Annotated in this window: 20 protein-coding genes; 11 read left to right on the top strand and 9 right to left on the bottom strand. The window is 59.4% G+C overall.

Annotated features, from left to right (window positions below; translation table 11 throughout):
• Window positions 1-41 precede the first annotated feature (41 nt).
• The 6 genes from HWX74_RS02200 to HWX74_RS02175 all read right to left on the bottom strand — a co-directional run bounded on the left by HWX74_RS02200 (window position 42) and on the right by HWX74_RS02175 (window position 9,003).
• Window positions 42-2,876: a glycoside hydrolase family 20 zincin-like fold domain-containing protein gene (locus tag HWX74_RS02200; protein ID WP_176011981.1), complete on the bottom strand. Its 2,835-nt coding sequence runs from the start codon at window positions 2,874-2,876 to the stop codon at window positions 42-44.
• A gap of 4 nt (window positions 2,877-2,880) precedes the next feature.
• On the bottom strand, window positions 2,881-3,501 hold the full coding sequence (locus HWX74_RS02195) for a type II secretion system protein (RefSeq protein ID WP_176011980.1): 621 nt from the start codon (window positions 3,499-3,501) through the stop codon (window positions 2,881-2,883).
• Window positions 3,502-3,532: 31 nt separating this feature from the next.
• A complete protein-coding gene (locus tag HWX74_RS02190; RefSeq protein WP_176011979.1) occupies window positions 3,533-4,639 on the bottom strand; it encodes a LacI family DNA-binding transcriptional regulator in 1,107 nt (368 codons plus the stop codon).
• Between the two features lie 422 nt (window positions 4,640-5,061).
• Window positions 5,062-7,578: a penicillin-binding transpeptidase domain-containing protein gene (locus HWX74_RS02185; RefSeq protein WP_176011978.1), complete on the bottom strand. Its 2,517-nt coding sequence runs from the start codon at window positions 7,576-7,578 to the stop codon at window positions 5,062-5,064.
• A 69-nt stretch (window positions 7,579-7,647) separates the two neighbouring features.
• Window positions 7,648-8,121 (bottom strand): ribonuclease HI, encoded by a 474-nt coding sequence (gene rnhA, locus HWX74_RS02180; protein WP_176011977.1) that lies wholly within the window; start codon window positions 8,119-8,121, stop codon window positions 7,648-7,650.
• A 12-nt stretch (window positions 8,122-8,133) separates the two neighbouring features.
• Window positions 8,134-9,003 (bottom strand): serine hydrolase, encoded by an 870-nt coding sequence (locus HWX74_RS02175; RefSeq protein ID WP_176011976.1) that lies wholly within the window; start codon window positions 9,001-9,003, stop codon window positions 8,134-8,136.
• Between the two features lie 159 nt (window positions 9,004-9,162).
• On the opposite strand from HWX74_RS02175, the gene HWX74_RS02170 reads away from it, so the two are divergent.
• The 5 genes from HWX74_RS02170 (at window position 9,163) to HWX74_RS02150 (ending at window position 14,303) form a co-directional block, all read left to right on the top strand.
• A complete protein-coding gene (locus HWX74_RS02170) occupies window positions 9,163-9,417 on the top strand; it encodes a Smr/MutS family protein (protein WP_176011975.1) in 255 nt (84 codons plus the stop codon).
• A 49-nt stretch (window positions 9,418-9,466) separates the two neighbouring features.
• Window positions 9,467-10,177: a 6-phosphogluconolactonase gene (gene pgl, locus HWX74_RS02165; protein WP_176011974.1), complete on the top strand. Its 711-nt coding sequence runs from the start codon at window positions 9,467-9,469 to the stop codon at window positions 10,175-10,177.
• Window positions 10,178-10,278: 101 nt separating this feature from the next.
• Window positions 10,279-11,373 (top strand): hypothetical protein, encoded by a 1,095-nt coding sequence (locus tag HWX74_RS02160; RefSeq protein WP_176011973.1) that lies wholly within the window; start codon window positions 10,279-10,281, stop codon window positions 11,371-11,373.
• A 12-nt stretch (window positions 11,374-11,385) separates the two neighbouring features.
• Window positions 11,386-12,180, top strand: a complete 795-nt coding sequence (locus HWX74_RS02155; RefSeq protein WP_176011972.1) for a hypothetical protein — start codon at window positions 11,386-11,388, stop codon at window positions 12,178-12,180.
• Window positions 12,177-14,303, top strand: coding sequence for a hypothetical protein (locus HWX74_RS02150; protein ID WP_176011971.1), 2,127 nt, complete (start codon window positions 12,177-12,179; stop codon window positions 14,301-14,303). The genes HWX74_RS02155 and HWX74_RS02150 overlap by 4 nt, the downstream gene beginning before the upstream one ends.
• A gap of 110 nt (window positions 14,304-14,413) precedes the next feature.
• Here the strand turns inward: HWX74_RS02150 and HWX74_RS02145 are convergent, their stop codons facing one another.
• Together HWX74_RS02145 and HWX74_RS02140 are read right to left on the bottom strand one after the other, a co-directional pair.
• The gene (locus HWX74_RS02145) at window positions 14,414-15,958 is read right to left on the bottom strand and encodes a sigma 54-interacting transcriptional regulator (RefSeq protein ID WP_176011970.1); all 1,545 of its coding nucleotides are present in this window, start codon (window positions 15,956-15,958) and stop codon (window positions 14,414-14,416) included.
• Between the two features lie 8 nt (window positions 15,959-15,966).
• Complete coding sequence (locus HWX74_RS02140) at window positions 15,967-16,389, bottom strand: HIT domain-containing protein (RefSeq protein ID WP_176011969.1); 423 nt, start codon at window positions 16,387-16,389, stop codon at window positions 15,967-15,969.
• Window positions 16,390-16,627: 238 nt separating this feature from the next.
• Between HWX74_RS02140 and ilvB the strand changes: the two genes are divergently transcribed.
• The 6 genes from ilvB to HWX74_RS02110 all read left to right on the top strand — a co-directional run bounded on the left by ilvB (window position 16,628) and on the right by HWX74_RS02110 (window position 23,155).
• A complete protein-coding gene (ilvB, locus tag HWX74_RS02135; RefSeq protein WP_217704823.1) occupies window positions 16,628-18,331 on the top strand; it encodes a biosynthetic-type acetolactate synthase large subunit in 1,704 nt (567 codons plus the stop codon).
• A gap of 25 nt (window positions 18,332-18,356) precedes the next feature.
• Window positions 18,357-18,983, top strand: coding sequence for a DNA-3-methyladenine glycosylase (locus HWX74_RS02130; RefSeq protein ID WP_176014520.1), 627 nt, complete (start codon window positions 18,357-18,359; stop codon window positions 18,981-18,983).
• Between the two features lie 421 nt (window positions 18,984-19,404).
• Window positions 19,405-19,713, top strand: coding sequence for an RNA-binding protein (locus tag HWX74_RS02125; protein WP_176011967.1), 309 nt, complete (start codon window positions 19,405-19,407; stop codon window positions 19,711-19,713).
• Window positions 19,714-19,944: 231 nt separating this feature from the next.
• Window positions 19,945-20,847, top strand: a complete 903-nt coding sequence (locus HWX74_RS02120) for a hypothetical protein (RefSeq protein ID WP_176011966.1) — start codon at window positions 19,945-19,947, stop codon at window positions 20,845-20,847.
• Window positions 20,844-21,848 (top strand): lysophospholipid acyltransferase family protein, encoded by a 1,005-nt coding sequence (locus HWX74_RS02115; RefSeq protein WP_176011965.1) that lies wholly within the window; start codon window positions 20,844-20,846, stop codon window positions 21,846-21,848. The genes HWX74_RS02120 and HWX74_RS02115 overlap by 4 nt, the downstream gene beginning before the upstream one ends.
• A 236-nt stretch (window positions 21,849-22,084) precedes the next feature.
• Window positions 22,085-23,155 carry an HlyD family secretion protein gene (locus tag HWX74_RS02110; protein ID WP_176011964.1) on the top strand — a complete coding sequence of 357 codons (1,071 nt, stop codon included), beginning with the start codon at window positions 22,085-22,087 and terminating at the stop codon, window positions 23,153-23,155.
• Between the two features lie 284 nt (window positions 23,156-23,439).
• Here HWX74_RS02110 and HWX74_RS02105 read toward each other — a convergent pair whose 3' ends face one another.
• The gene (locus tag HWX74_RS02105) at window positions 23,440-24,090 is read right to left on the bottom strand and encodes a TrkA family potassium uptake protein (protein ID WP_176011963.1); all 651 of its coding nucleotides are present in this window, start codon (window positions 24,088-24,090) and stop codon (window positions 23,440-23,442) included.
• Window position 24,091 lies beyond the last annotated feature (1 nt).

The raw sequence follows: 24,091 nt of genomic DNA, 5'->3' as shown, positions 1-24,091 counted from the left end.
TGGAAAAGCGTTCCATGCCAAAGGCCCGTCAATTGAAATAATTATTCGGTATATGGCGCCGGTAGAGTTTTGCCGTAGCCCTGGACATTCTCGGTCTGCAGCGTTTGCCGGGGCGGAGCCGGAAAACAGGCTTCCCGGCTCCAGGAACCACGCCATGAAGTCCACCAGGCCGCCTCGGCCGGAACCTCCCGGAGCGGGATCGGCTTTCCCGCCGATTTCAGGATCGCCGGTTCGGCATAGAGGTCGTAGAGCCGCAGCCGGCGTCCTCCGTCCAGCCATTGCGCCCAGGGACCCGGATTCCAGGCTTGGCGCGCAAAATCCTTCAAGTGCAGGAAATTCGCTTCATCCGGTGCGTTCCAGCAGGAAAGCTGGATGCCGCGGACCCGTTTGGCGCCGTAGCGGAGTTTGCGGTCGGCCAGGTACAATGCGCTTTCAACGATCGCCGCTTTGTTTTCCAGCGGCGCCACCAGGATGGAGTAGCCGTTTTTCAGCAGATCATCCGCGGTTTCGACCCCGCCCCAGACGTCGATCAAATAATCCGCCGGATCGATATGGTCGCGCACGTCATAGAGATAAAACGGTCCGTTGTAATTTTGACTCCACCCCGCATGGGTCGGCGTGAAATTGTCACTCCAGGCGATCAGCGGGTGATTGACTCCATGTGCCCGGGCGACCGTTTTGAAACTTTCCAGCAGGCCGGCGAACAGTGCGCCCGGCGTCTGGTTCTTTTCACGCATCGCTTTCAGGTCCCGGCCGTCCCGGCCGACGCCGACGATCTCATCCTGATTGATGTGCACCCACTCCGGCCGGATTACTTCGATCATCTGAGCCAGCGCCTGCTGGGCCCGGGCGATGGCATGGGATTCCGAAATGCAGGTGGCGAAGTGTTCGTTCTGCTGTCCCCGTTGTCGATACAGATAGTTATAGCTGACCAAAACCGTCGCTCCGTCCGGAATCCGGCCGTCGGCCAGTCGCCGTATGCCGGTCGGCCATTTGAGCGTCAGACTGTTGCCGGGCAGCGAAAAATCATTCGAGCCCCGCACGAACCGGTAATCGCTTTCGATTTCGTAATCTTCGCCGCGGCGATAGGTAATGCTGCCGTCGGCGCTGCGTACCAGGAAAGGATTGTCGCCGCCGGTCAGGGCCAGAGTCGGCCGGGTTCCGTCAGGCAACCGGGCAAAACCGAACCCGTTGTCATCGCCGGAACGCACATAATAGCCGTCGGCATGTCCCCTTAATTTTACCTCATCGGTTCCGGTAAGGACGTAAGGTTCGCTGTCGGCCCACCGGGCGGCGGCCCACTGTATCCCTTCCTCGACCGGCTGCAGGTTGCGGAAATTCACCCCCATCGGGATCGGCATGATCTGCCATTGGCGGCAGAGCGCGGCCAATTGCTCCCAGTAGGCCCGGCGTGCCGGTTGGTCAAGCTCGAACCAGTCGCGCCGCACATCGAAGGCGAAGGCGTTGATGCGGTGCCTGGCCAATAGGGGCAGCCATTTCCGATAATAAGCCAGCGGATCTTCCGGATGGTTCCAGGTCAGAAGCTGATGGACGATGCGCAGCTCCTGCTCCGGGTAATCGAAAACCTGCGCACACGGAGTCGCGCCGCCGCCCAGCCGCAGCCGTTCCCCCAGCTCCTGGAGTCCGTAGAAGATTCCCCGCGCATCTCTGCCTAGGAGGTTCACCCCCTGCGGCGTGACGGTCAGGAGATAGCCTTCCGGCGGCAATTCCTCCGCCGGCTCGCGCCGCGCGGTTTCCTCCTCCCAGAGACCGACTCGGATTGCGCCGTTTTCTCCAAGTTCCGGAGACCACGTCTTCAAACCGTCCAGCAGCACTGCCGGCTCCAGCCCCAGGGCTGCCGCCTGGGGACTCAGCGTGATTCGGCAGCCGGGCGTTATCCGGAATTCTCCGGGTGTTGAATCACGCACTTCCCGCTGCGGGAAGGTCGTTTTTCCGGCGATATTCAAATGATAGCCGGACCGGATGAACGATTCCGGCAAGCGGATCGCGGTGATTTCGTGAATCTCCCAGGTGAGTTCGCCTTCTCCCTGAAAAAGCCAGGTGAACACCACCTCGCTCGCCTCCTGCGGCACCGTGATTGCGGTTTCCCGGAGCTTGGGGTAGGACCAGGGGAGCCGGTGAAGCGTCCACCAGTCGGGGCCGGATATTTCCTGCCCGGCGGCGTTCCGGAAAGCCAGATTGGTGATCGCCCCGGTCAATTGGTCCTCCACCTCGTGCGGGGAGGGCAGTGTTCCGTCCGGATTGTGGCCGGGCAGCGTCGCTGCGGTGATTGCCGGCGCGGCAGCGAAGCGGTCGCGCAGGCGCAATCGAAGCACCTCGCCGCCCTTGACCGGCAGGGCGGGCGAGGTCAATAATACCCGGCTCCGGGAAGAATCGCCCCGGTAGACGATACGCAGCACCCCGGCCGCCGGACATGACAATTCCAGCGAACCGGAAGAGATCACCCGGCTTGACCAGGCAGCCGGATCCAGGGAGACCGGTTCACGGCCGGTCCCCGTCAGTGCCGGCGCCGGTTTCACGCCGTTTTGCCGCAGAAAATCGGAATCCGCCGCAAAATAAGAAGTGTCCCGGCCATAAGGGGCGATTCCTTCGCTCAACCGGAAGAAGAGCGGCGTCCCGGGCTCACTCCATTGCGGTACGGCACTCCAGCCTTCAGGCGTGCGGCGGAGGATCGTCAACCCGCCGGAATTGCGCCGGCGCCACGGCTGCTGCGGCAGGGTAAGCTCGTCGGCCTCGACGATGCCGGAGGCCGGCAGCGCTTCGAAGCGGGCGGCGAGTTCAAGCGGCAGGCATTCGGCGGCGGCGCTCGAAAGAGCTGCCGCCAGGATGGTGAATACTATCAAGACATGATTCATTTTATCAATCCCAGTACGGATCATAATCCCAGTTGGAGATGTCGTTGCGGCCGTACAGCCAGTAACTGTAGCCATCTTCCCAGCCGATTTGTTCTCTGGTCTGGGACGCCGCGTGCCAGTCGCAGAAAAGCGTATTGCTTTTCAGGCTGTGCCGGTAAGCGATTTCGGTGGTTTCGGCATTGGCATAGGTGTAATCGTTTTTGCCGTCGTAAACCGCGTCGGTGAGGTAGCTGGCCTGGGTCGGGTTGCGAAAGTTGCTGAGCCGGCGCGAAGAGCCGTCCCGGTGTCCGATAAAGGCGTTCATCGCATAACTGTATTCTCCATAGAGGGGTTCGCTGTCGGCGGGGCAGCTGAAGAAGCCGGAGTCCCACTGCGTCGCGTAATCTTCCATCAAGGTTGTCCACGGCTTCGAGGTATCGCCGCCCTGCAGGGCCGGAAGGACCCGGTCGTCGTTATCCTGGGCGTAAAGGACGGTCGCAAGTCCCATCTGCTTGAGTTTGCTGATACATGAAATCTGATGTGCTTTGGCTCGCGCTTTGGACAGCGCCGGCAGCAGCATGCTGGCAAGTATGGCTATGATAGCGATAACAACCAGCAATTCTATCAATGTGAATGTTTGTTTCATCTGTTTCACCCGAATCCTTTCTTGTATTTTTTTAGGGTTGGTTGACGTTTGACTCTTCTGTTAACCTCCCGATCGACTCGCGTTCGACCAGGAATGACTTGACTTCACGATCGGTCAGGTCGGCTTCGCTGCCGGTGAGCCGGTTGGTGACCAGCCCGTCGACCAGTTCGACCAGAGCGGCGATGATGGCGTCGTTCCCGTGGCTGATGCTGGTCAGCCGGGGAGTGCTGCTCTGGCAATAGCCGGCATAATCGCCGAAGCCGATCACCGCGATATCCTCGGGCACCCGGAACTTGTTCTGCTTCAGCGCCTGGATCAGTTCGACCGCCCAGGGATCGTTGGCGGCGATGATGGCGTCCGGCTGACGATCCTTGACCACGGTTGCCATGATCCGTTCGACCACCGGCGCCGGGTCGGCTCCTTCCCAGCCGCACAGCTGGTAATCCTCCGCCGTCCAGCATAATTCAGGGCGCATCGGGTAACCTGCTTCGAGAATGCCGGCACAGTATCCGGCGAAGCGCCCCTTGGTCGCATCGCAGTTGATGTCGTTCAGGCACAGGGCGATGCGCTTGCGTCCCCGGGCCTTCAGCGCCCGCACCGCTTCAATTACTCCGGCGCCGTAATCGATGCGCACGCAGGGGGCGGCGCCGATGCCGCGCGGCGGATTCAGATAGACCACATTGGGGCAACGTTCCAGCTTGCGCGGCACGACATCCGGCATCCGCGCCGAAAAATGCCCGAGGCAGATAATTCCGGCGTGGTCGTAATCAATGATCCGGTCGAGAAAAATCTCCGCCTCGGCGGGATCCCCGTCCAGGTTGATGCGGGAAAATACGCAGCGGTAATGCAGCGCTTCCAGCGCGTCGTTGAGACCGGTGGCCAGATCCTGCTGGAATTGCGAATTCTCCTTGCGCAGCAGAATGCCGATGATATTATTCCGGCAGCCCCGCGGCCGTTCCACCGGCGTCCCGATGGGGTAATTGTTCTGCCGGGCGACCTGAAGAATCCGGCGTTTGGTGGGGCCCGGAATACGGTCGCTCAACGGCGCTTGGCGCAGCACCGCCGAAACGATCCCCTGGCTTACGCCGGTAAGTTCGGCGATCCGCTGCTGAGTCACTTTCTTTCTAATATTTGCCATTGATCATCCGTTTTTTTATCATTTCCTATAGTATAGCAAAATTTTTACGGAATGTCAATATTTTCAGGAAAGAAATTGTAATTATTTCTATTTTGAAAATATTATGTTTCCTCTGAGAAATGCGTCGATTTAACGGTTGTTTTTATATAACTTATTTTTAATTAATATAATATGTCGAACTTGCTGGTTGGCCGGTCGGTTCGGAAAGAGTAAAAATCTAATCATGTTTTGTGAAAAATATATTGTAAAATAAGAAATATTTCCTGATGGTGGACGGCGGCGGTCGATTGAAATCCCGAATAGATACACTTCATCATCAGGGCTGTCCGTCAATTCCGGAAATATCTGCGGCAGACGGCCCCTGGAGTGCGATGCCCGTGGAAAATTGGCCGGCGGCTTTCCTGCCCCGATGATTTCTTGCGTCAGCGGTTCTGGCGGTGCCAGGCGGCCAGCTTTTGAAACAGTTCGGCGGAAACGGCTTCCGCCTGGCCGTCGTCGGCCGGAACCCGGGCGACGAAAAGCAGCAGCAGCGGTTGTTCGGCAGAACCGATGCGGCCGAGGCGGGCCGCCAGTGTCGTGCCGTCGGCCTGGCGCAGTTGCGTGAAATATCCCGTCGCCGGCCAGGCGATTTCCGGCGTTTCGCCGTTCGGGTGGAGCGGACGCCACTCCCGGCGGACGGTCTTGACCGTGCCGTCCGCTTCGGTCCATTCCTGAATCAGATACAACGGCGGCAGCCAGCCGCCGTTGAGCTGCGGGCAATAGGCGCGCAGCAGTTGCAGCGAACTGACCGCGATGCCGCGGCCGTTGGCCAGCCGGGAACGCAGCGCCAGGTCCAGGTCGGTGAAATGTTCCAGCAAGCCGCCGCTGGCCGGCTGCAGGTCGGCGGTCGGAATTTCGGTCAGTCCCCGATTGGCCAGTTGTTCCAGCAGTTCACGGTTGCTGAAACGGTCCGCCAACAGCGCCAGGCCGGTGGCGGAACCGCCGGCCACCAGTTCCGCCGGGGTGCCGGCGGCCAGCCCGGCGTTTTCCCGCAAACCGGTACCGTCCAGAATCACTGCGGCCGGCCGGGTTTTCAAGTCGATTGTTTCGTCCGCGGCGACTTTGCCGCTGGCCAGCCAGTCGGCCAGCCACAACGGCGCCAGCAGTTCGCCCGGTTCCCAAACCGTTTCGGCGGCCAGGTTGCCGGTGACCGGAACCGTCCGGCGGTCGAGCAGATTGGTTGCCGGCCGCTGGGCCAGCGCGAGCATCCGGCCGTCGGTCGGATCGACGAGAATCAGTTGCAGCATCGACCAGCCCGGCCGGCCGGCCAGACGGGCCAGGTCGTTTTCACAGCGTTTCTGCCAGTCGAGATCGATGGTCAGCCGGATGCTCTGCCAATCGCCGTCGCACTGTTTTTCCACTCCGCTCAGGCCATAGAGTTGATCGCGTTCCCGCGACACCAGCCCCAGCACATTGCCCAGGTAATTCCCCTGCGGGTAAGTCCGGCTCTGCCACGGGCCGATCACCGCTGCCGGGAAAATACCGTTCCGCAGCAGTGCGCGCCGCAATTCCGGCAGCTTGTCAAGCGGTATGTCGGTAGCCAGCCGGAGATATTTTTCCGTTCCGTGGCGGGCCGTTTCGAGGCGTTGCCGCAAGGCTTGCGGCGACAGGCCGAAAAATTGCCGGCCGAGTTGCGCCAGTCGCTGCGGCGCGGTTGCGCCGGTCAGGCGTGAAGGGTCGATTCCGACGACGCCGGTCAATCCGCTGCCGGCCAGCGGCCGGTTGGCATGGTCGTAGATGGCCGTGCGGGAAACCGCCTGCCAGTCGGGTTCCCGGTTGCGGTCGAGGTGCGCCGCAAGGCCCAGCAGCAGCAACAGTGCCAGCGACGGCAGCAGCGTCAATGGCAACTGCGGCCACGGCCGGCAGCGGCGCGGCATCAGCCGGAAGAAAATTCCCAGCAGCAGCGCGTCGGCGATGAACCACGCCGGGCTGGTGACCAGCAGCGGCATGGCGGCGTCGAACAGCGGAAACAGTCCGACGAACCATAAAAAATTGATCAGGAACTGACTCGACAGGAAGGCGAAAATACCGACCGCCAGCAATGGGGCGACGGTGCCGCGACACTGCCGGAACCCCTGGAACAACTGCCAGAACAGCACGCCGGCGACCAGCAGGAACGCCAGCAGCGCCAGCCGCCCGTAACCGGCGATCAGCAGCGTCGGCCACAATTCGTTCCACCAGTACGGCAGTACTTCCTTCAGCGGGATGCCGTCGCAATCGGCGCTGCCGAGCCAGGCGGCCATCGAACGCAGCTCGGTGTTCATGTAATAAGCGATATTTTCCTGCTGCAACCGGCTGGACAGCAGCAGCCGCAGTTGCGTCCAGCGGGCCGGGTTGCTTTCGAGGAGCGTCCAGGCGGCGATGGTCAGGGCGATCAGCAGCAGCACCAGGGCGCCGTCCCGCCCGCCTTTGCCCGGATAAGAGGGACGCAGCAGCGTGGCGGCGCCGATCGCCGCCAGCGTGATTGCCGTCACCAGGCCCAGGCCGAATGTCCCGGCGGAAAAAACGCCGAAAACGACGAGCAGCGCCGCGGCGTACAACAACAGCAGCCGCGGATAACTGCCGTTGGCCAGTTTGCCGGCCAATACGGCGAACGCGATGACGAAACCGACGGCAATCAGGGCGGGAATGATCGCCTGCCACCAGCCGCTTGCCGGCTGCGTCAGGCGCCAGATTATCGCGGCGACCAGCGCGGCCCCGAACAGCGCGGCCGCCAGCCGGGTGGCCTGGCCGGCCAGTTGGCCGGGCCGGAAAAGGCAGGCCGAGGTCAGCAAACCGGCTCCGGCCGCCAGCGTGGTCAGGGTGAGCGCCGGTTGGCTGCTGCCGGCCGTCAGCCAGCCGGCCAGCGTCAGGGCGGCGGCCGGCAAGGCGAGCTGCAGGCGATTGGTATTACAAAACATCGCTGAATTCCTCCGGAAAAGTTGTCGGGAAAATCATCCCGGATTATCATCGCGGCGCCGCCGGCCGGTTCAGCCGGAAAAGCCGTCGTCCTCGTTCCATTCCCCGCCGTCTGCCGCCCGGGTCGCCAACTGGTCGCAGCGGGTGTTTTCCAGTTGGCCGGCATGGCCTTTCAGCCAGAGCAGCTCCAGGCGGTGCGGGGCGGCGGCCGCCAGGTAACGCTGCCACAAATCGACATTGACCACCGGTTGTTTGTCCGCTTTTTTCCAGCCGTTGCGCTGCCAGAATTGCAGCCAGTGTCTGGTGACGGCGTTGACCAGATAACGCGAATCGGAATAGAGCGTTACCGCACACGGCTCCTTCAGGCTTTCCAGGGCGACGACGGCGGCCAGCAGTTCCATGCGGTTGTTGGTCGTCCGCCGGAAACCGGCCGACAGCTCTTTGCGATGCCGGCCGTATTTCAGCACGACGCCGTAACCGCCCCGGCCGGGATTGCCGCGGCAGGCACCGTCGGTGTAGACCGTCACCTGCTTCCAATCTTTCATTCCGGCGGTCGTTCAGCGCGGCAGTTCGCCGCCCATCGCCTCGTACCAGGCTCTGGTCAGATGGCCGATGAAATCCCGTGCCGCGGCGTTGCTGGTGCACTCGTTGGTGAAAACCGCCAGCACGTAATCGCCGTCCGGCAGATAGAAGATGCCGACTTCGTGTTCCAGATTGTCCAGCCAGCCGGATTTGTGCGCCACCACCAGCTCTTCCGGCAGGAAACGCTTGAACGACTGGGTGTCCTTCTGGTTCTTCAGAATGCCGACCATGATGTCGCTGGCTTCCGGCGAGACCAGCTGCCGCCGGCCGAGCAGCACGAACAGCCTGCTCATGTCCGCCGCGCTGGTATAATTCTGCCGCCCGGCCTTGGCGGCGGCGAAATCGAGCATCTTGCGCTGCAACGCGGTCGCCTTCAGACCGAGCTCCGCCGCCAGCCGGTTGACCGGTTCGAATCCGACCAGGTCGATCAACACGTTGGTCGCGGTGTTGTCGCTGACAATGATCATCAACGTCACCAGGTCGCGCAACGTATATTCCCCGGCGTCCAGCAAGCCGATCTGGCTGTCCGCCAGTTTGGCGTCGTCCGGCACCGGCACGATGTCATCCAGCGACAGTTTGCCGGCTTCGACCTGGCGCATCACTTCGGCCATGATCAACACTTTAATCGTGCTGGCCGACGGCACCTGCCGGGCGGCGTCGCAGTCGAACTGCACCGTTCCGTCGTCGACCCGGGTGACCATCACGCTGACTTTGCCGGGCGCCCGGGCGATCTCCCCGGCCAATAGGTCGGGAATTTCCCCGTTCCCCGCGCCGGGCCACTCGATGCAGCCGGTCAATGCCGCCATCATCACCACTCCATTCAGCCAACCTGTCCATCGTTTCATCTTAACACTGTTCCTGTGACTTTCCGTTTGCCTGTCGATTCCTGTCAATATACCGTCGCTTTCCCGCTCTGTCAAGGCGCCGCCCAGGCCGATAAAACCGGAAAAAACTTGCATTTCAGGTTGCAAAAAGCCGGAAATTCCGGTCTATTATTCAATAAGATGAAAACGAATTATCACTTGACGCTGGATTTGCATGGCCGCCGCCGCGAGGAGGCGTTGCGCCTGGTCGGCAGCCAGCTTTATTCCGCCCGCAACCGGGGGCGTTCGCTGCTGGTGGTTCACGGCTGCGGCAACGGCGTTCTGCGCCAGGCGGTCCGGGAGCTGGCCGCCGGCTGCCCGCTGGTCCGGGAAATCTGGTTCGGCGAAGAGTACAACCTGCCGGGCGGCAGCGGCGTCACCGCCATTTTTCTGTAATGCGACGGATTCGTAATTCCGGTTTAAACTTGAAATGAGGACGCGAACGATGAGAGAAAGAGTCGAAGTCTGCCGTTTCGAAGATCGCGACGCGCTGTTTCAGAGTGCCGCCGGGCGCTTTGCCGATGCGGTGGCGCCGAAGCTGGAACGCGGCGAAATTTGCCGGGTCGCCGTTTCCGGCGGGTCGCTGCCGGACGGCTGGTTTGCGGCATTGAAGCGATTCGTCACGCCGGCCTGGCGGCGGATCGAGTGGTTCTGGGTCGACGAGCGCTGTGTGGCGCCGGATTCGCCGGACAATAATTTCGCCCGCGCTTGGCGGTATTTGCGCCTGCTTGAGCTGCCGGCCGCCAATTTCTACCGGATTGCGGCCGGGGAGCCGCTGGCGGCGGAGAGATACGCCCGGCTGCTGGCGCAGCGTTTCGAGTTGACGGAAAACGCGGTGCCGGTCTTTGATTTTATTCAGTTGGGCATGGGGCCGGATGGTCATTTCGCCTCGCTTTTTCCCGGGTCGCCGGCGTTGGAGGAGGATACGGCGTGGGTGCTGCAGGTGCCGCCGCCGGTGACCGCGCTGCCGGCCGTCGCCCGCGTCACTCTGACGCTGCCGGTGCTCAATCGCGGTGCGCGCCTGTTGTTCCTGATCGCCGGAGCGGAAAAATTGCGGAAGCTGGAGGAGACCCTGTCGCTTGAGCCTTCACCGGCCCGGCCGGTCAGTTTGCTGCGGCCGGAACACGCCGCAATTGAATTTCTGACTGCTTTGTGAGTCAAATCGCGGAATTGCAACTTGAAAAATGGTCCGATTGGCGTTTAATTTAGACAATACAATCATCTTGAGTAAATTGGTTTGGATACCCGAAGACGCTTATGAAAAAGAAAATTTTGCTGCTGCCGATTCTGATTGCCGTTGCCATTCTGACGCTGTTTACCGGATTGTTGTGGGTGAACAATATCTATTGCGCCATCCACAGCTACCAGGCGATGTTCCGCGGGGTCGACATCCTGCTGGAGCCGCCGAGCGGTTACCTCAAAGCGCTGGACTGGTCGACGCTGGACGTGTCGACCATCAGTACGTTCATCCCGTTTTTCGGCCTGCTGTGCACGCTGGTCGGTTGTCTGCGGCTCTACCGCGGCATCCGGCAGGTCAGCGATGATTTTCCGTTTTTCCAGAGTTACGACCGGGTCAACGTGTCGCTGGGGTTGATCGGTACGGTCTGGGGAATCATCATCATCGGCTTCTTTCCGGCGGACAAGATCAGCGTCGGCACGCTGATGCAGTGCCTTCACACGGCGCTTTTTTCCACATTGGTTGCCGTCGCCTGGGTGGCGGTGCTGCTGCCGATCTCCCTGCGGCCGCTGATGCTGAAGCTGGCGCAGTTGGCGATCGGCTCGCGCGGCACCGAGGCCGGCAGCCTGTTGGACCTGGTCGACCAGCTTGGCCATTCGGCCGCCGCGACCGGCAAGAAGTTCGAAGTCGGCGCCGAGCAGCTCAGCCGATTCAATTCGACGCTGGCCGATGCCGGCAATACCTTGAATGAATTTCCCAGCGGCTTGGATACGCTGCTGGACAAGATTCAACTGGTGCTGGGCAATCTCGATGAAATCGGCCGGCAGCAGAGCTCCATGTTGCAGACCAATACCGCTTTTCTTGAAAAACTCGGGCAGGAGCAGGAGTCGCAGTTGCGCCGCAGCACGGCGGCGGTGGAACGGCTGAACGTCATCCAGGAGGAATTTCAGGAACAGAACAACGCGTTGGTCAAGCAGTTGTCGGAGGCGCAGGAGCAATTGTTCCACAAATGCGTGGCGATCGTCGACAAGGTCAATGCCGGCCAGCAGTCGCTGTTCGAGCAGCTGGAGGGGCTGCAGAAGGAGAATGCCGCGCTCCGGACCAAAAACAAGGAGTTGACCACCCTCAACGATGCGCTGCACGAGGCGGCGAATTCCCAGAACAGTGAATCATAAGACCGGGTTGCCATGAAATATCGTCTTTCTTCCCATGCCAAACGCCAACTGTCGCAGATTGCCGGTTTGCGCAACAATTCCGATGCCGATATCGATGAGTTGCTCGGTTTGATGCTGCAGTTGTCGCTGGCGCTGATGATGATCTTCATGATCGGCTTCTGCCTGTTCCGGTTGAATACCAACCAGGTGATGCGGGCGGCCGAGGAGCAGCGGCAGGAGCAGTTGTTGACCGAGCAGCGGCAGCAGTTGATCATGGCGCTGGAGAAGACCGAGGATTTCTTTCTGACCCGTTACGGCTTGAAGGTGATGGCGGAAATCACGCCGGAGTCCAAGCTGGTCTATAACGGCGGCATGGTGATCGACAACGGCCAGCTCAGCGCGAATGCGGTGCTGCGCAATGCTTTCGTGCAGGGGGCTGCCAACGTTTATGCCGATTACTCCGACCGGAATGCCTTGCTGGAGCAGTGGCGGCAGCAGGTCGCTCAGATTTCCCAGCTCGATGTCGCCGCCCTGCAGTCCGGCAACCGGGAGTGGCTGTCCGCCCAGATGGACGGCAAGATCAACGCGGTGCTCGCCGCCTGCCGCGAAGTGCAGACCCAGGCGGCCGTTGCGGTACAGAATTATCTGGCCGACCATCCGGCGGAAGCGCGCAGCGACCGGGTCAAGAGTCTGCTCGATCAATATGTCCAGGCGCCGGAGGAGCAGCGCAAAATCCTGCTGACCGAACTGAACGGCGTCCTGAAACGTTATGCTTTCGAATATCTGAAAACGCAAACCCAATGTCCGATGCTGGAAGAATTGCCATGATCAGAATTGTTGTATGTTGTCTGTTGTTGTTGGGGGCTGTCCGGCTGCCGTGTTTCGGCGCGGAAGAGACGGCGTCGGCCGGCAGCCGGCTGGACCGGGAAACGGCGCTGTTGTCGGCGAAGCTGCTGCTCAGCCAATTGCAGGATACCGTCAGCCGGCAGGCGGCCGACGCCAATGCTTTTTATGAGACGATGAAACAGGACCCGGCCAAGTTCGTCTTTTTGAAGACCGCCCGCGAGCAGTTGCTGCAGCAGCACAATACCGCTTTGCAGAAGGCCTACCGGGATGAGGTGGATGCGCTGCTCGCCTCGATTACCGCCAGCCAGCCGGCCGGCAGTGCGGCGTTGTTCGATCCGGCGTTCGTCGACCAGGCCAAAGTCCTGCCGCCGGAGGCGGTTCAGAAGAATGTCGAACAGCAGTTCGAACCGGCGTTTCAGCAGGCGCGGCAGCGTCTGGCCGAAGAGCAGCGCGCCGGGTTGGTCAGCATGGTGTTTCCGAGCGAGTCCGAAGTCGATCAGTACAAGCAGGCCGATCTGGTCAAGCTGATGGAGCAGCGTTTGCTGGAGGCGGCCGGCAAGAATATTTTGGAGGAAAATCGTCCTTTCGTTCGCGATACGCTGGTTACGCCGCTGGTGGAGGACGCCCTGGCGCAACGGCAGTGGCAGAAGGATTTCATCAACGGAGCGGCATCCAGTGAGCCGACGACCGTCAACGAATTTCGCACCTATCTGGAGAAGGCGCTGGCGGCGGCGGTGGAGGAACGGCGGGAGGCGGAGCCCAACAGGAAATTCTATCAGTTGTTTCCGTCCCTGCTGCCGGGCGTCACCAGCCGGGCGCAGGCGTTGACGTTGGATAAATTTTTCAAGCACCTGACCGAGTATGTCCTGCCGTTACAACTCGAAGAAGTCAAGGAGGCGATGCAGTTCGCCCCGGACAATTTTAAAACCGATGAGAGCAGCCGGCAGACGCTTTACCAGCGTTTCCGCAGCCGGACGCTGGAGAATGCGATCAATCGTTATTGCAGTTTGCTCAGCGGGGCGCCGCATGCCGAGCTGGTCCATTTCCTGGAGGCGACGGTGCCGACCGCGCCGGCGGCGGATGAGATTCTGAACCAGTATTACGATGCCAATATTCAGCCGGCGGTCCGCGATTTGCGCAAGCAGATCATCGCCGATCAGTTCAAACTGTTCTTTCCCAATCTCCATAACAATACGTTCCGGCCGACGGAGCAGCAGTTGCTGGAATTCCGGCGGGAAGGGCCGGAAGCGACGCTTTACAATCTCAACGCATTTGATCTCGGCAACGGCATGGTCGATTTCAAGCGGCTGTTCGATGAGACGATCAAGCAGGCGCAGGATCAGATGCTGCAGTTGTTCACCCCCGCCGACACGGCGCTGACCACCCAGGACCGGTTGCTGGAGGACTCCTACAACCGCCTGAATCAGAAAGTGCTGGAGTTGCTGCCGAAACAGGACCCGCAGCAGCTCGGCAACGCCATCCAGGAGATTCTGAATGTGCCGTCGGCCGACCGGGTTTCCTCCAGCGACCGTTTTACCGAGAGTTTCCTGTACAACGCTTATGTTAAAATGCTGGAATCGGAATGGCAGAAAATCCGCCTGGCCACCTTGTGGCCGGATGCTGCCACCCGTCCGGCCGACGCGGCGACGCGCTACCACCAGTTGTTCGACGTGGTCAAGCAGGATATCGCTTTGAGAACGCAGGCGCTGCTTCGCGATTTGCGCGATCCGGACGCGGCCCGCGAGGCGGCCAACCCGAACGCCAACCAATTGACGGCGACCTACACGATCGATGTTTCCGGCCGGGATATCGTGGTCTCCGCCGGCTTGATGCCGTCCGGCGCCAAGCGTTTTTTCCGTTGCCCGGTGACCCGGGACTATCTGAAGCAGGAAGCGGACACCGTTTCGAAGGCGGCGGTCTGGCTCGGTAATCTGCTGCAGGACCTGCCGACCGACCGGGAGAGCAGGCTGCAGGTGGTCATCCAGGTGCGAAACGGCCGGATTTATTACCAGTTCATCGCCCGGCTGCGCAACAAGATCGAAGAGGTCATGCGCAAGCTGGACAATCCGATGCTGCGGCTTGAGATTCGCGACCAGCTCAACTGAGCCGGCGGGCCGGTTGCCGCGTTGATGGCGGTCGCGGCCATTCCGGCCGGCAGTATCGTTTTCAATCCTGTCATTGGTTCGTTTCCCTGGGCGATGATCGTAAGAAGTGCTCAATGATACCATTCCGGCGTGACGCCGAGTTTCCGGATCTTGTAGTGAAGAATGCGCGGGGTCGTGCCGAGGTGGCGCGCCGCCGCCGCCACGTTGCCGTGCCGCAGTTTCAGCGCCTCGACGATCAATTCCCGTTCGAAAGAGGCGACCATCGTCTGGAAATCGGCGTTGCTGCCGGTGGACAGCTTGGCGGTGCCGGTCGCCTGGCCGGTCTGCAGCGACGGCGGCAGGTGGTAACCGTGAATGACGTCGTGGTCGGCGGTCAACACGGCGCGTTCCATGCAGTTTTCCAGTTCCCGGACATTGCCGGGCCAGTGATAGGCCATCATCATGTTGATTGCCGGCGTGGAAATGCGTTTGATGGCTTTGCCGTGAATTTTGTTGTACTTGTCGAGAAAATAATCGGCCAGCAGCACGATGTCGGATCGCCGGTTCTGCAAATCGGGCAGATGGATCGGGAAAACGTTCAGCCGGTAATACAAGTCCTCCCGGAATTCGCCCCGTCCCATCAGCGCTTCCAGGTCCCGGCTGGTGGCGGCCAGAATCCGGACATCGACTTTGCGTTCTTCATTGCTGCCGACCCGCTGGAAAGTGCGCTCCTGGATGAAACGCAGCAGCTTGACCTGCATCGGTTGGCTCAGGTCGCCGATCTCATCCAGAAAAATAGTGCCGCCGTCGGCGGCTTCCACCCGCCCGGTCCGCCGGCTGACCGCACCGGTGAAGGCGCCTTTTTCATGGCCGAAGAGTTCGCTTTCGATCAGGTTCTCCGGCAGGGCGGCGCAGTTGACGACGACAAACGGCCGGTCGCGGCGGTTGCTGGCGCTCTGGATGGCCCGGGCGACCAGTTCTTTGCCGGTGCCGGAACTGCCGCGGATCATCACGGTGGCGTTGCTTTTCGCCACCTGGTGAATCATCGCATAGACGTTGCGCATCGCATTGCAGTTGCCGATGATGTTGTCCGGGCGCAGGCCTTTGTGGAGCTCCTGTTTCAACCGGCGGTTTTCCTCAAGCAATTTTTCCCGCTCCTCATGTTCCCGGAAGCTGACCGACACGGCGTCCGCCATGATGTTGGCGACCGTTTCGAGCAGGTTGCAATCCTGTTCGAGATCGACGCCGACGGCTTTTTCCCGGTCGATGCTCAACGTGCCGATGACCTCTTCCTCGTGAATGATCGGCACGCAGATGAAGGCGGTGTGGCGGGCGTCGGCCCGCGCCTGGGTCCGGTCGAGAAATTCCGGCTCGCGGGAGATGTCCGGGATGATCTGCGGCTTGCCGGTTTGCGCCACTCGGCCGGTGATGCCTTCGCCGAGATGATAAATGCCGCGTTTCATCTCCGCTTCGCTCAGGCCGTGCGACGCTTCGATCGACAGGATGTCGCCCTGGCGCATGGTCAGCGTGCCGCGCTGCAGCCCCATTTCGCGGTACAGAATGTCCAGCACCTCCTTCAGCAGTTTGGAGACGTCTTTGTGATGGACCAGGACGTGGCTGATCTGATTGAGCACCGCGACGGCGGTATGCTGATTTCTGGCTCTGGTCGGAACCATGAAGCGCGTCAGGGTTTGAGCCTGGTTCTGATCGCTTCGGCGATCTCGGCGCGTTCGGCGTCGCTGGCATAGCTCAGCTGCCGCCAGTTCCAGCGGAAATTGTCTTCGGCGCCGCGCGGCACGACATGCAGGTGGACGTGCATGACCACCTGTCCGGCCGCCGCGCCGTCGGCCAGATGCAGATTGAAGGCGTCGTAATCCAACGCCCGCTTGAGGGCGATGCCGATGCGGCTGCCGACCCGGAACATTCGGCCGGCGGTCGCTTCCGGCACCGTCGAACTGCTCTGGTGGTGTTCTTTGGGAATGACCAGCACATGGCCGAGGTTGATCGGGCTGATGTCCAGAAACGCGTAGACGAGTTCATCTTCATAAATCTTGACGGACGGAATTTCTCCGGCAATGATTTTACAGAAAATACAGTTGCTGCTCATGATTGAATTCCTGTGTCGATATGTGAAAGTTTCCGTATCTCGGTCAATATACCGCTTGCGGACGGCGAACGCAAGCGGCGGAGCAGGCGGAAGATGAAAAAGTCGTCCGGAATCATTTGCCTTTTGAGGCAATATGGCATATATTACCGATTAATATTATAATCGTAAACGGTTGAAAAAGGCGCGGCGCCGATCCGACGGACGGGGCGCGATGCAATTCTTTTGGGAGAGTATTTCGATGAATGATGAAAACAAGCAACTGCTGATGGGACGCGATATCACGATAAGATGCCTGGAAAAGCACGGTGTCGAGGTAGTATTCGCCTATCCGGGCGGGCAGGCCATCGAATTGCATCAGGCGCTGCAGGATTCGACAATCCGGGTGATTCTGCCGCGGCATGAGCAGGGCGGCGCCTTTGCGGCGGACGGCTATGCGCGGGCGACCGGCAAAGTCGGCGTCTGCATGGCCACCAGCGGTCCGGGGGCGACGAATTTGTTGACCGGCATCGCCGACGCTTATATGGATTCCATCCCGGTGGTGATCATCACCGGGCAGGTGCCGGCTTCGCTGATCGGCAAGAATGCCTTTCAGGAGACCGACATCATCGGGATGACCCGGCCGATCGTCAAACACAGTTACCTGGTGTTGAAGGCGGCCGACCTGCCGCAGATCATCAGCGAGGCGTTTTATCTGGCCGCCAGCGGCCGGCCCGGCCCGGTGCTGATCGATATTCCGAAAAATGTCCAGCAGGAAAAATGCCTGATCGATCTGGACGCCGAAGCGAATATCCGCTCCTATGATCCGAAACGGCCGGTCAAAAGCGAGGATATCGCGACGCTGAAGGCGTTGATCGCGAAAGCCGAACGTCCCTGCCTCTACATCGGCGGCGGCATCATCACCGCCAATGCGGCCGAAGAACTGCGCAAGTTTGCCGAAGGCTACCATATTCCGGTGGCGACGACGCTGATGGGGCTCGGCGCCTTTCCGGACGAGCATCCGCTCAGCCTGCGGCTGCTCGGCATGCATGGCACCGTTTACGCCAACTATGCCGTCAATGAAGCGGATTTGCTGTTGACTTTCGGGGCGCGGTTCGATGACCGGGTCACTGGCAACCCGGCCAATTTTGCCGTCGACGCGACGATCGTTCACGTCGATATCGACGAATCGGAAATCAACAAGAACAAACCGGCCCGGTACGGCATCGTCGCCGATATCCGGGAGGTGCTGGTCGAATTGAACAAGGAGCCGCTGTATCGGGAATATGCCGCCTGGATGGCGCAGATCGCCGCCTGGAAGCGGCAGTTTCCGCTGCATTACAAAGTCAAACCGCACCGGGTGCAGCCGCAGTACGTCATCGAGACGCTGTACGAGCTGACCGGGGGGCGGGCGATCATCGTGCCGGGGGTCGGCCAGCATCAGATGTGGGCGGCGCAGTATTACAAATACAGTTTTCCGCGCCAGCACCTGACTTCCGGCGGTCTCGGTTCGATGGGCTTCGGTCTGCCGGCGGCGATGGGGGCCAAAGTGGCCCGGCCCGATCAGTTGGTCATCAACATCGACGGCGACGGCAGCTTTCAGATGAACATTCAGGAACTGGGGACGCTGCATGTCGAAAACATTGGCGTCAAGATGATTATCCTGAACAATCAGTATCTCGGCATGGTGGCGCAGTGGGAAGACCGTTTCTACGGCAGCCGCCGCGGCAACACGGTGCTGGGCAGCGAGCAGGACGAACGGCCCTATCCGGATTTCGTGACGATCGCCAGAGGATACAATATTCCGGGCCGCGAGGTTTACAGCCGCGAAGAGCTGATTCCGGCCCTTGAGGAAATGCTCGCTACCGACGGCCCGTTCCTGCTCGACGTCCATACCGGCTATGATGAACATGTATTGCCGATGATCCCGGCCGGCAAAGACTATCATTCGATCATCACCGAATGAGGCAGTTCGGCAGAGGGCAGTGAAAATGGCCGCCGGCTGTTTTACCTGTTCCGAGGAGGCGCTTGACCGGCTTTGCCGCCGGGATGAACGGTTCGGCAAACTGGTCGAACGCTATGGCATCCTGTCCCGCGAATTGACGCCGGAACCGTTCGCCGCGCTGGTCGGCGGCATCATCAGCCAGCAGATTTCCGGCAAGGCGGCCGAAACGGTCGGGCAGCGTTTCGCCGCGCTGGTCGGCGGGGTGAGGCCGGAGAACGTCGTCCGGGCCGATCGTGCGGCGATGCAGCAGTGCGGCATGTCGCACCGCAAGGTGGAATATATCTGCGCCGCCGCGCAGGCGGCGCTGGACGGCGCGGTGGATTTCGCCGCCCTGGAGCAGTTGGACGATGCTGAAATCATTCGCCGGCTTTCCGCTTTGAAAGGTGTCGGCGTCTGGACGGCGGAAATGATGCTGATTTTCACTTTTGCCCGGCCGGATGTGCTCAGTTTCCATGATTTCGGCATCCGGCGCGGCCTGATGCGGCTGCACCGGCTGGAACAGCTTGACCGGTCGGCCTTCGAAATATTCCGGCGGCGTTATACTCCTTACGGCACGACCGCTTCCTTGTACCTCTGGGCTTTGGCGGCCGATGGCGATAAAGGGCTCAAGTGAAGGCCGGTGCCGGACGATTGTTTCGCTTCCGATTGCCGCTTCGGCTCGACCGGGAAACGGGGACTCCCGGCTGTCGCGGCGCGGTGGCAGAAAAAAATTGAAGAAAAAAGTCAATTTTACGAAAAACTGCCTTGCATTTATTGGAATGAACGATATTATATCAAAATAGTTTATTTATTTTGATTGGGTTGAGTGTGATTTAATTTTTTTTATCTCTCCTGATCCTTCGGCCGTGTGGTTATCGGCGGGCGGATCTTTTCCGGGGAAACCCAGGCGGGGTTCTCTGGATTCCACTATTACTACCGTATGATTCAGTGATGCCCTCCTGTATTGCCGGCGAAGATTTTAGTGTGGTACCGATTATTATTTTGTAACGAGGGTTGGTTAGCAGGGCTGGGAAGCAGCCCGGAAAAGGTAGAAAATGAATATCTACGTCGGAAATATGGCCTATTCGACCACGGAAGAAACGCTGAAGAACACTTTCTCGGCTTATGGCGACGTCTCCAGCGTCCGTCTGGTCATGGATCGTGACAGCGGCCGCGCCAAAGGATTCGGTTTTGTCGAGATGGACAATGCCGGAGAAGCCCAGGCGGCGATCGAAGCGTTGAACGGCAGCAGCCTGGACAGCCGCACCATCGTCGTCAATGAAGCCCGGCCGCGGGAAGAGCGCCCGCCGCGTCAGGGTGGCGGCAGCCGCGGCGGTTTCGGCGGCGGACATCGTCGTTACTGACAGCGCTTACCGGCGGCAGCCGGGGTTGTGCTGAACACCGGATCGTGAATATCCGGATGGGAAATTCCTTTTCGTCAAGATAGGGCGGAAAGGAATTTTTTTTATTGGGATTTTACGATAGTTCCGTCACTTTTCCGGGGGGAGGGGTTTGAATGTTTCGCGGGATGGTGATATTTTATGGCCGGCGGAGAATGAGGTAAAGGCCAGATTTATTTTTAAGAATGCGATATCATGTCAGAAGAACAGCTCAATTTTGATTTTTTTGCGGAACTCTCCGAACCGGTTCCGGAACCGGCGCCGGTGAAGGAGAACGTTGACGGAGCCGATGAAATATCGGTGGAACCGGCGGCGTTGTCCGAAGCGGCAGCGAAAGCGGAGTCATCGCCGGAAACGGAACGCGGCGTCACTCCTTTCGTCCTGCGGCAGGCCGTGCTGGGATATCTGGCCGGCCAGCAGCCGACCGCAGTCGGGATCCGGGTGCCGACCCGGGTGAAAAAATTCCAGGTCAGCATGGCGGCCTGCTGGATTGCGCCGCAGAGCAAACAGAACCACATTGAGAAGGTGGTGGCGATCGATATTTTTGACCGGCGGGAACACTGTTTGCCGGATTGCGCGGAGCGGGAAGAATTGCTGGCGACGCTCAAGACGCTGAAATTGGAAAAATTGAAATTGGAGAAAGTCATTCGCGAGAACGAGCCGGAATTGAAGGATTCCGATGACCTTTTCGAAGAGTTTCAATCTTATGATTACAGTGCCAGCCGCAATACCGCCTATCACAAACTGCTCAAGCAAATCAGCCGTTTGCAGCATGTGATCTACAAGGGCAGCCGGATGGAGCTGATCCGGCAGGCGGCGGTGGCGGATTACCTTTATCTGGCGGTGCCGGCCGGCGAGTTGGCGCCGGAGGAATTGGCTGATGGCTGGGGGCTGCTGCATGTCTTTCCGGACCGTCAGGTGAAAGTGGTGAAAGTCGCTTCCCGCCAGCAGTGCAATGAGGAGGGGCGGCGCCACCTGGCGCTGAATATTGCGGCGACTTCTCTCAAAAGCGTGTTGTTCGCCAACGGGGTGGCGGTCGACGAACACTTGCGCGTTTCGTTTCAGCCGCCGCCGCGGCGGCGGCGCAAGAGGTTATGAAGAAACTGTTTTTGAAGATCCGTTATCTGCTGGAATATCTGATCGTCATGCTTTTGTACGGCATGATCCGGTTGTTGCCGCACGGCGGGGTGAAAAGCCTTGCCGCCGGTCTGGGGCGGGTCATGTATGGCCTGCCGGCGGTGCGAAAAATTGTCGAAGCCAATATCCGGGTGGCGTTTCCGGAATGGCCGGCCGGCAAAGTGGAAGAGATCGGACGCCGCAGTATTTTCAATTTGCTGTATAATATGCTGGAATTCACCTGGATGGCCGGCAAACCGGCGCGAATCGAGCGTTGGACTTTATTGCTGCCGGAGGTGACCGAACGGTTGAAAGCGCACGTCGCCGCCGGCGAACGGATTATCTTTGTCAATCCCCACCTGGGCAGTTGGGAGGCTTCCGGGCTGATGGCGCCGTATTACGCCGGCGTCAAGATGGTGGCGATCGCCAAGCCGATGCGCAATCCTTATTTGAACCGCTTTCTCAATCACGGCAGCCGGGAGAGGGAGCAGGGCTTGAAGATCATTTTTTCCAAAGGGGCGATCAAGGAGTCGTTGAAGGCTTTGCGGCGGGGGTTGGGGGGTGGAACGCTGATCGACCAGAATACCCGGCTTCGCGACGGAGGAACTTTCGTCGACTTTTTCGGCCTGCCGGTGCCGAGCAGCAAAGCGCCGGCCAGTTTGATGCATTATTGCCGGGTCAATCGCCTTCCGGCGGTCATCGTTTACGGAACGTCGGTGCGGCTGGAAAATGGGGTGGTGACCGCCCATGCCGAATGGCTGTCCAAGCCGTTTGAAGCATATGCCGACGAAACGGAGCTGATTCAGGAATTGATGGATATTTCCGAATCTTATATCCGGCGGTTTCCGGATCAGTACCTCTGGTTCTATAAGCGCTTCCGCTATATTCCGCGGGACGCGTCGCCGGAATTGCAGGCCCGCTATCCGTTTTATGCGATGGTGGCGCCGGATAAATTCTACGCCAGGCCCAAAGATAAACAATAGCCAAACCGCTTCGCCGGACCCGGCGTACACCGGCGGTAAAATTAAATTGCCCGTCTGGAATCAAGACGCCAGCGCCGGGGATGGCGCCATACGCCGGGACGGGAAATGGCGTCCGCTGTTTTTTTGACGATTTATTTGAAACCCGCGGTTGTTTTGATTTTTTACTGATGTATATTCCTCGCCGAATTGTGTAGAAGAGCCGGTCGATTCAAAAACAACCAAGGAATTATCATCTTATGGCCAGAAGCAATTTCCGGACGCAATTGCGAACGTTTCGAATCCTGATTGTCGTATTGCTGTTGCTGATTCTCTCCGGCTTCGCGCTGGTGGTATTCTGTACGATGGAAGAGACGGTGGAAGGCCGCGGCGTGGTCGAAGGAATGCGGGAATACGAATTGAAATCTTCGGTGCAGAGCCGGATCAAACGCATTCACAAGAAAAACGGCGACCCGGTCAAAGCCGGTGAATTGCTGCTCGAACTGGAAGACCGGGATCTGCAGGGTGAAATCGAGATGCTGCGCAATGCGATCAGCGAATTGGAAGTCGAGATCGTCGTCAAAACCTGGTCGCTGGCGGTGCTGAAGCACGATCCGCTGCCGCCGGAGTACCGCTATACGACCATCACGCTGGAAGAGTGTCGCGAACGGGTGGAAAAGAGCAAGTTCGAACTGGAAACGTTCCGCGGCCTCTATGAAAAAGGGGTGATTTCGTTGATGGAGCTCCAGAAAAAGGAAATGGAGCATTTGAAGAACACCAGCGAATTGCAGAAACTGGAAACCGATTATGCCAAACTGCAGGACGGCCTGGCGGAAAAAATCATCGCCCAGGCTGAAAATGAGCTTGAATTGCTGAAATTGCGGCTCAAGGGGCGGCAGAGTGAATTGAAGATCAAGGAGGCCGCCGAGAACGAGTACCGTTTCCTGGCGCCGGAAGACGGCACGATTTCCTATATTCCGACCAAGCTGGGCAGTTACGTCGAACCGGGCGAGACGTTGATTTCGATGGCGGCGGCCGGCCCGAAAAAGTTCATCGCCTTCATCGACGAACAGCAGATTCACAAGGTGCGTGAAAATCAGGCGGTGCGGATTTCCAGCAGCCAGTACAACTATTTCGATTACGGTTATTTCAAAGGAAAAGTGTACCTGATCGAAGAGCTGCCGGAAACGCGCGGCGACCGCACTTATTACCGGGTGCGCATCCTGATCGAAGACGAACCGTACCCGTTGCGGCTGGGTTCGACCGGCGAAGCGGAAATCATCACCGGGCGCAACCGCATCATCCGCTTCCTGACCGGCTTTGATAAATAATCCGGGCATATCGAATCGTTTCGTCGGATAGCTGGAGGGACAAGGGAGACAGGCCGTTATCGCAATGATGACTGTTGTGATAAATTGCCGGCGCGTTCTTCCGGCTCCGGAATCGTTTTGGGGCCTTCGGCCGGAAATTTTCTATCATAAATTGAGCGAATTGCAAGCAAAACAAGCCGGCCGCCGGCGGAAAAGTTAAGTTTCCCCGATGTCGCGAGAAAAATGAAATCGTCTTATCGGGGTGACGGCCTGTCGCCGATTACGCGCTTTGCGGTTCCGCTGAGCTACTTTTTGAAGACGTCGATGATCGCTTTTTCCTGGCCGATGACGGTCAGCTGATCGCCTTTGGCCAGCTCGATATCCGGGTTCCAGACCGTTTCGATGTGCTTGCCCGGCTTTTTGATCAACAGGACGATGATGTTGAAACGGTTGCGCAAATCCAGCTCGCGGATCGTCTTGCCGTCCATCGAATCCGGCACGTTGACCTCGGCGATATAGGAGCCTTTGAATTCAAACATGTCGGTGATATTGGTCATCGACAGCCGTTTGGACAGCCGCTCCGCGACATCCTGATCCGGCTGAATGACCTCATCGGCGCCGAGCCGCAGCAGAATACGCTTCTGAATCGACGTATTGGTCTTGACGATGACTTTGCCGGCGCCTTCCTGCTTCAACAGCGTCAGCGCCAGGATCAGATCCTCGAAATGTGAGCTCATCGCGATGATCGTGGCGTCGAATTTTTTGATGTCCAGTTCCTTGATGACGTCCGGATTGCTGACGTCGGCGATGATCGCTTCCGAAACTTTGTCCTTCAGCGCGTTGATCTGCTCCTTGTCGCGGTCGACGACGACGACATTGTTGCCGGCATTGCTCAGTTCCAACGCCAGTTTGGATCCGAAGGAACCCAAACCAAGTACCGCATAATTTCCTCGCATA

Origin of the sequence: Victivallis sp. Marseille-Q1083 (assembly GCF_903645315.1) — a bacterium.
Classification (GTDB): domain Bacteria; phylum Verrucomicrobiota; class Lentisphaeria; order Victivallales; family Victivallaceae; genus UMGS1518.
Note: the sequence above shows the minus strand (reverse complement) of the source record. Positions and strands in the feature narration are given on the sequence as shown.

What these genes read in the sequence shown, in the direction of transcription:
- HWX74_RS02120 (WP_176011966.1), top strand. Translation starts at nt 19,945, where the DNA reads ATGTCAGAAGAACAGCTCAATTTTGATTTTTTTGCGGAACTCTCCGAA.
- HWX74_RS02145 (WP_176011970.1), bottom strand. Translation starts at nt 15,958, where the DNA reads ATGGTTCCGACCAGAGCCAGAAATCAGCATACCGCCGTCGCGGTGCTC.
- HWX74_RS02185 (WP_176011978.1), bottom strand. Translation starts at nt 7,578, where the DNA reads ATGTTTTGTAATACCAATCGCCTGCAGCTCGCCTTGCCGGCCGCCGCC.
- ilvB (WP_217704823.1), top strand. Translation starts at nt 16,628, where the DNA reads ATGAATGATGAAAACAAGCAACTGCTGATGGGACGCGATATCACGATA.
- HWX74_RS02125 (WP_176011967.1), top strand. Translation starts at nt 19,405, where the DNA reads ATGAATATCTACGTCGGAAATATGGCCTATTCGACCACGGAAGAAACG.
- HWX74_RS02150 (WP_176011971.1), top strand. Translation starts at nt 12,177, where the DNA reads ATGATCAGAATTGTTGTATGTTGTCTGTTGTTGTTGGGGGCTGTCCGG.
- pgl (WP_176011974.1), top strand. Translation starts at nt 9,467, where the DNA reads ATGAGAGAAAGAGTCGAAGTCTGCCGTTTCGAAGATCGCGACGCGCTG.
- HWX74_RS02195 (WP_176011980.1), bottom strand. Translation starts at nt 3,501, where the DNA reads ATGAAACAAACATTCACATTGATAGAATTGCTGGTTGTTATCGCTATC.
- HWX74_RS02170 (WP_176011975.1), top strand. Translation starts at nt 9,163, where the DNA reads ATGAAAACGAATTATCACTTGACGCTGGATTTGCATGGCCGCCGCCGC.
- HWX74_RS02115 (WP_176011965.1), top strand. Translation starts at nt 20,844, where the DNA reads ATGAAGAAACTGTTTTTGAAGATCCGTTATCTGCTGGAATATCTGATC.
- HWX74_RS02130 (WP_176014520.1), top strand. Translation starts at nt 18,357, where the DNA reads ATGGCCGCCGGCTGTTTTACCTGTTCCGAGGAGGCGCTTGACCGGCTT.
- HWX74_RS02140 (WP_176011969.1), bottom strand. Translation starts at nt 16,389, where the DNA reads ATGAGCAGCAACTGTATTTTCTGTAAAATCATTGCCGGAGAAATTCCG.
- HWX74_RS02110 (WP_176011964.1), top strand. Translation starts at nt 22,085, where the DNA reads ATGGCCAGAAGCAATTTCCGGACGCAATTGCGAACGTTTCGAATCCTG.
- HWX74_RS02155 (WP_176011972.1), top strand. Translation starts at nt 11,386, where the DNA reads ATGAAATATCGTCTTTCTTCCCATGCCAAACGCCAACTGTCGCAGATT.
- rnhA (WP_176011977.1), bottom strand. Translation starts at nt 8,121, where the DNA reads ATGAAAGATTGGAAGCAGGTGACGGTCTACACCGACGGTGCCTGCCGC.
- HWX74_RS02200 (WP_176011981.1), bottom strand. Translation starts at nt 2,876, where the DNA reads ATGAATCATGTCTTGATAGTATTCACCATCCTGGCGGCAGCTCTTTCG.
- HWX74_RS02105 (WP_176011963.1), bottom strand. Translation starts at nt 24,090, where the DNA reads ATGCGAGGAAATTATGCGGTACTTGGTTTGGGTTCCTTCGGATCCAAA.
- HWX74_RS02190 (WP_176011979.1), bottom strand. Translation starts at nt 4,639, where the DNA reads ATGGCAAATATTAGAAAGAAAGTGACTCAGCAGCGGATCGCCGAACTT.
- HWX74_RS02175 (WP_176011976.1), bottom strand. Translation starts at nt 9,003, where the DNA reads ATGAAACGATGGACAGGTTGGCTGAATGGAGTGGTGATGATGGCGGCA.
- HWX74_RS02160 (WP_176011973.1), top strand. Translation starts at nt 10,279, where the DNA reads ATGAAAAAGAAAATTTTGCTGCTGCCGATTCTGATTGCCGTTGCCATT.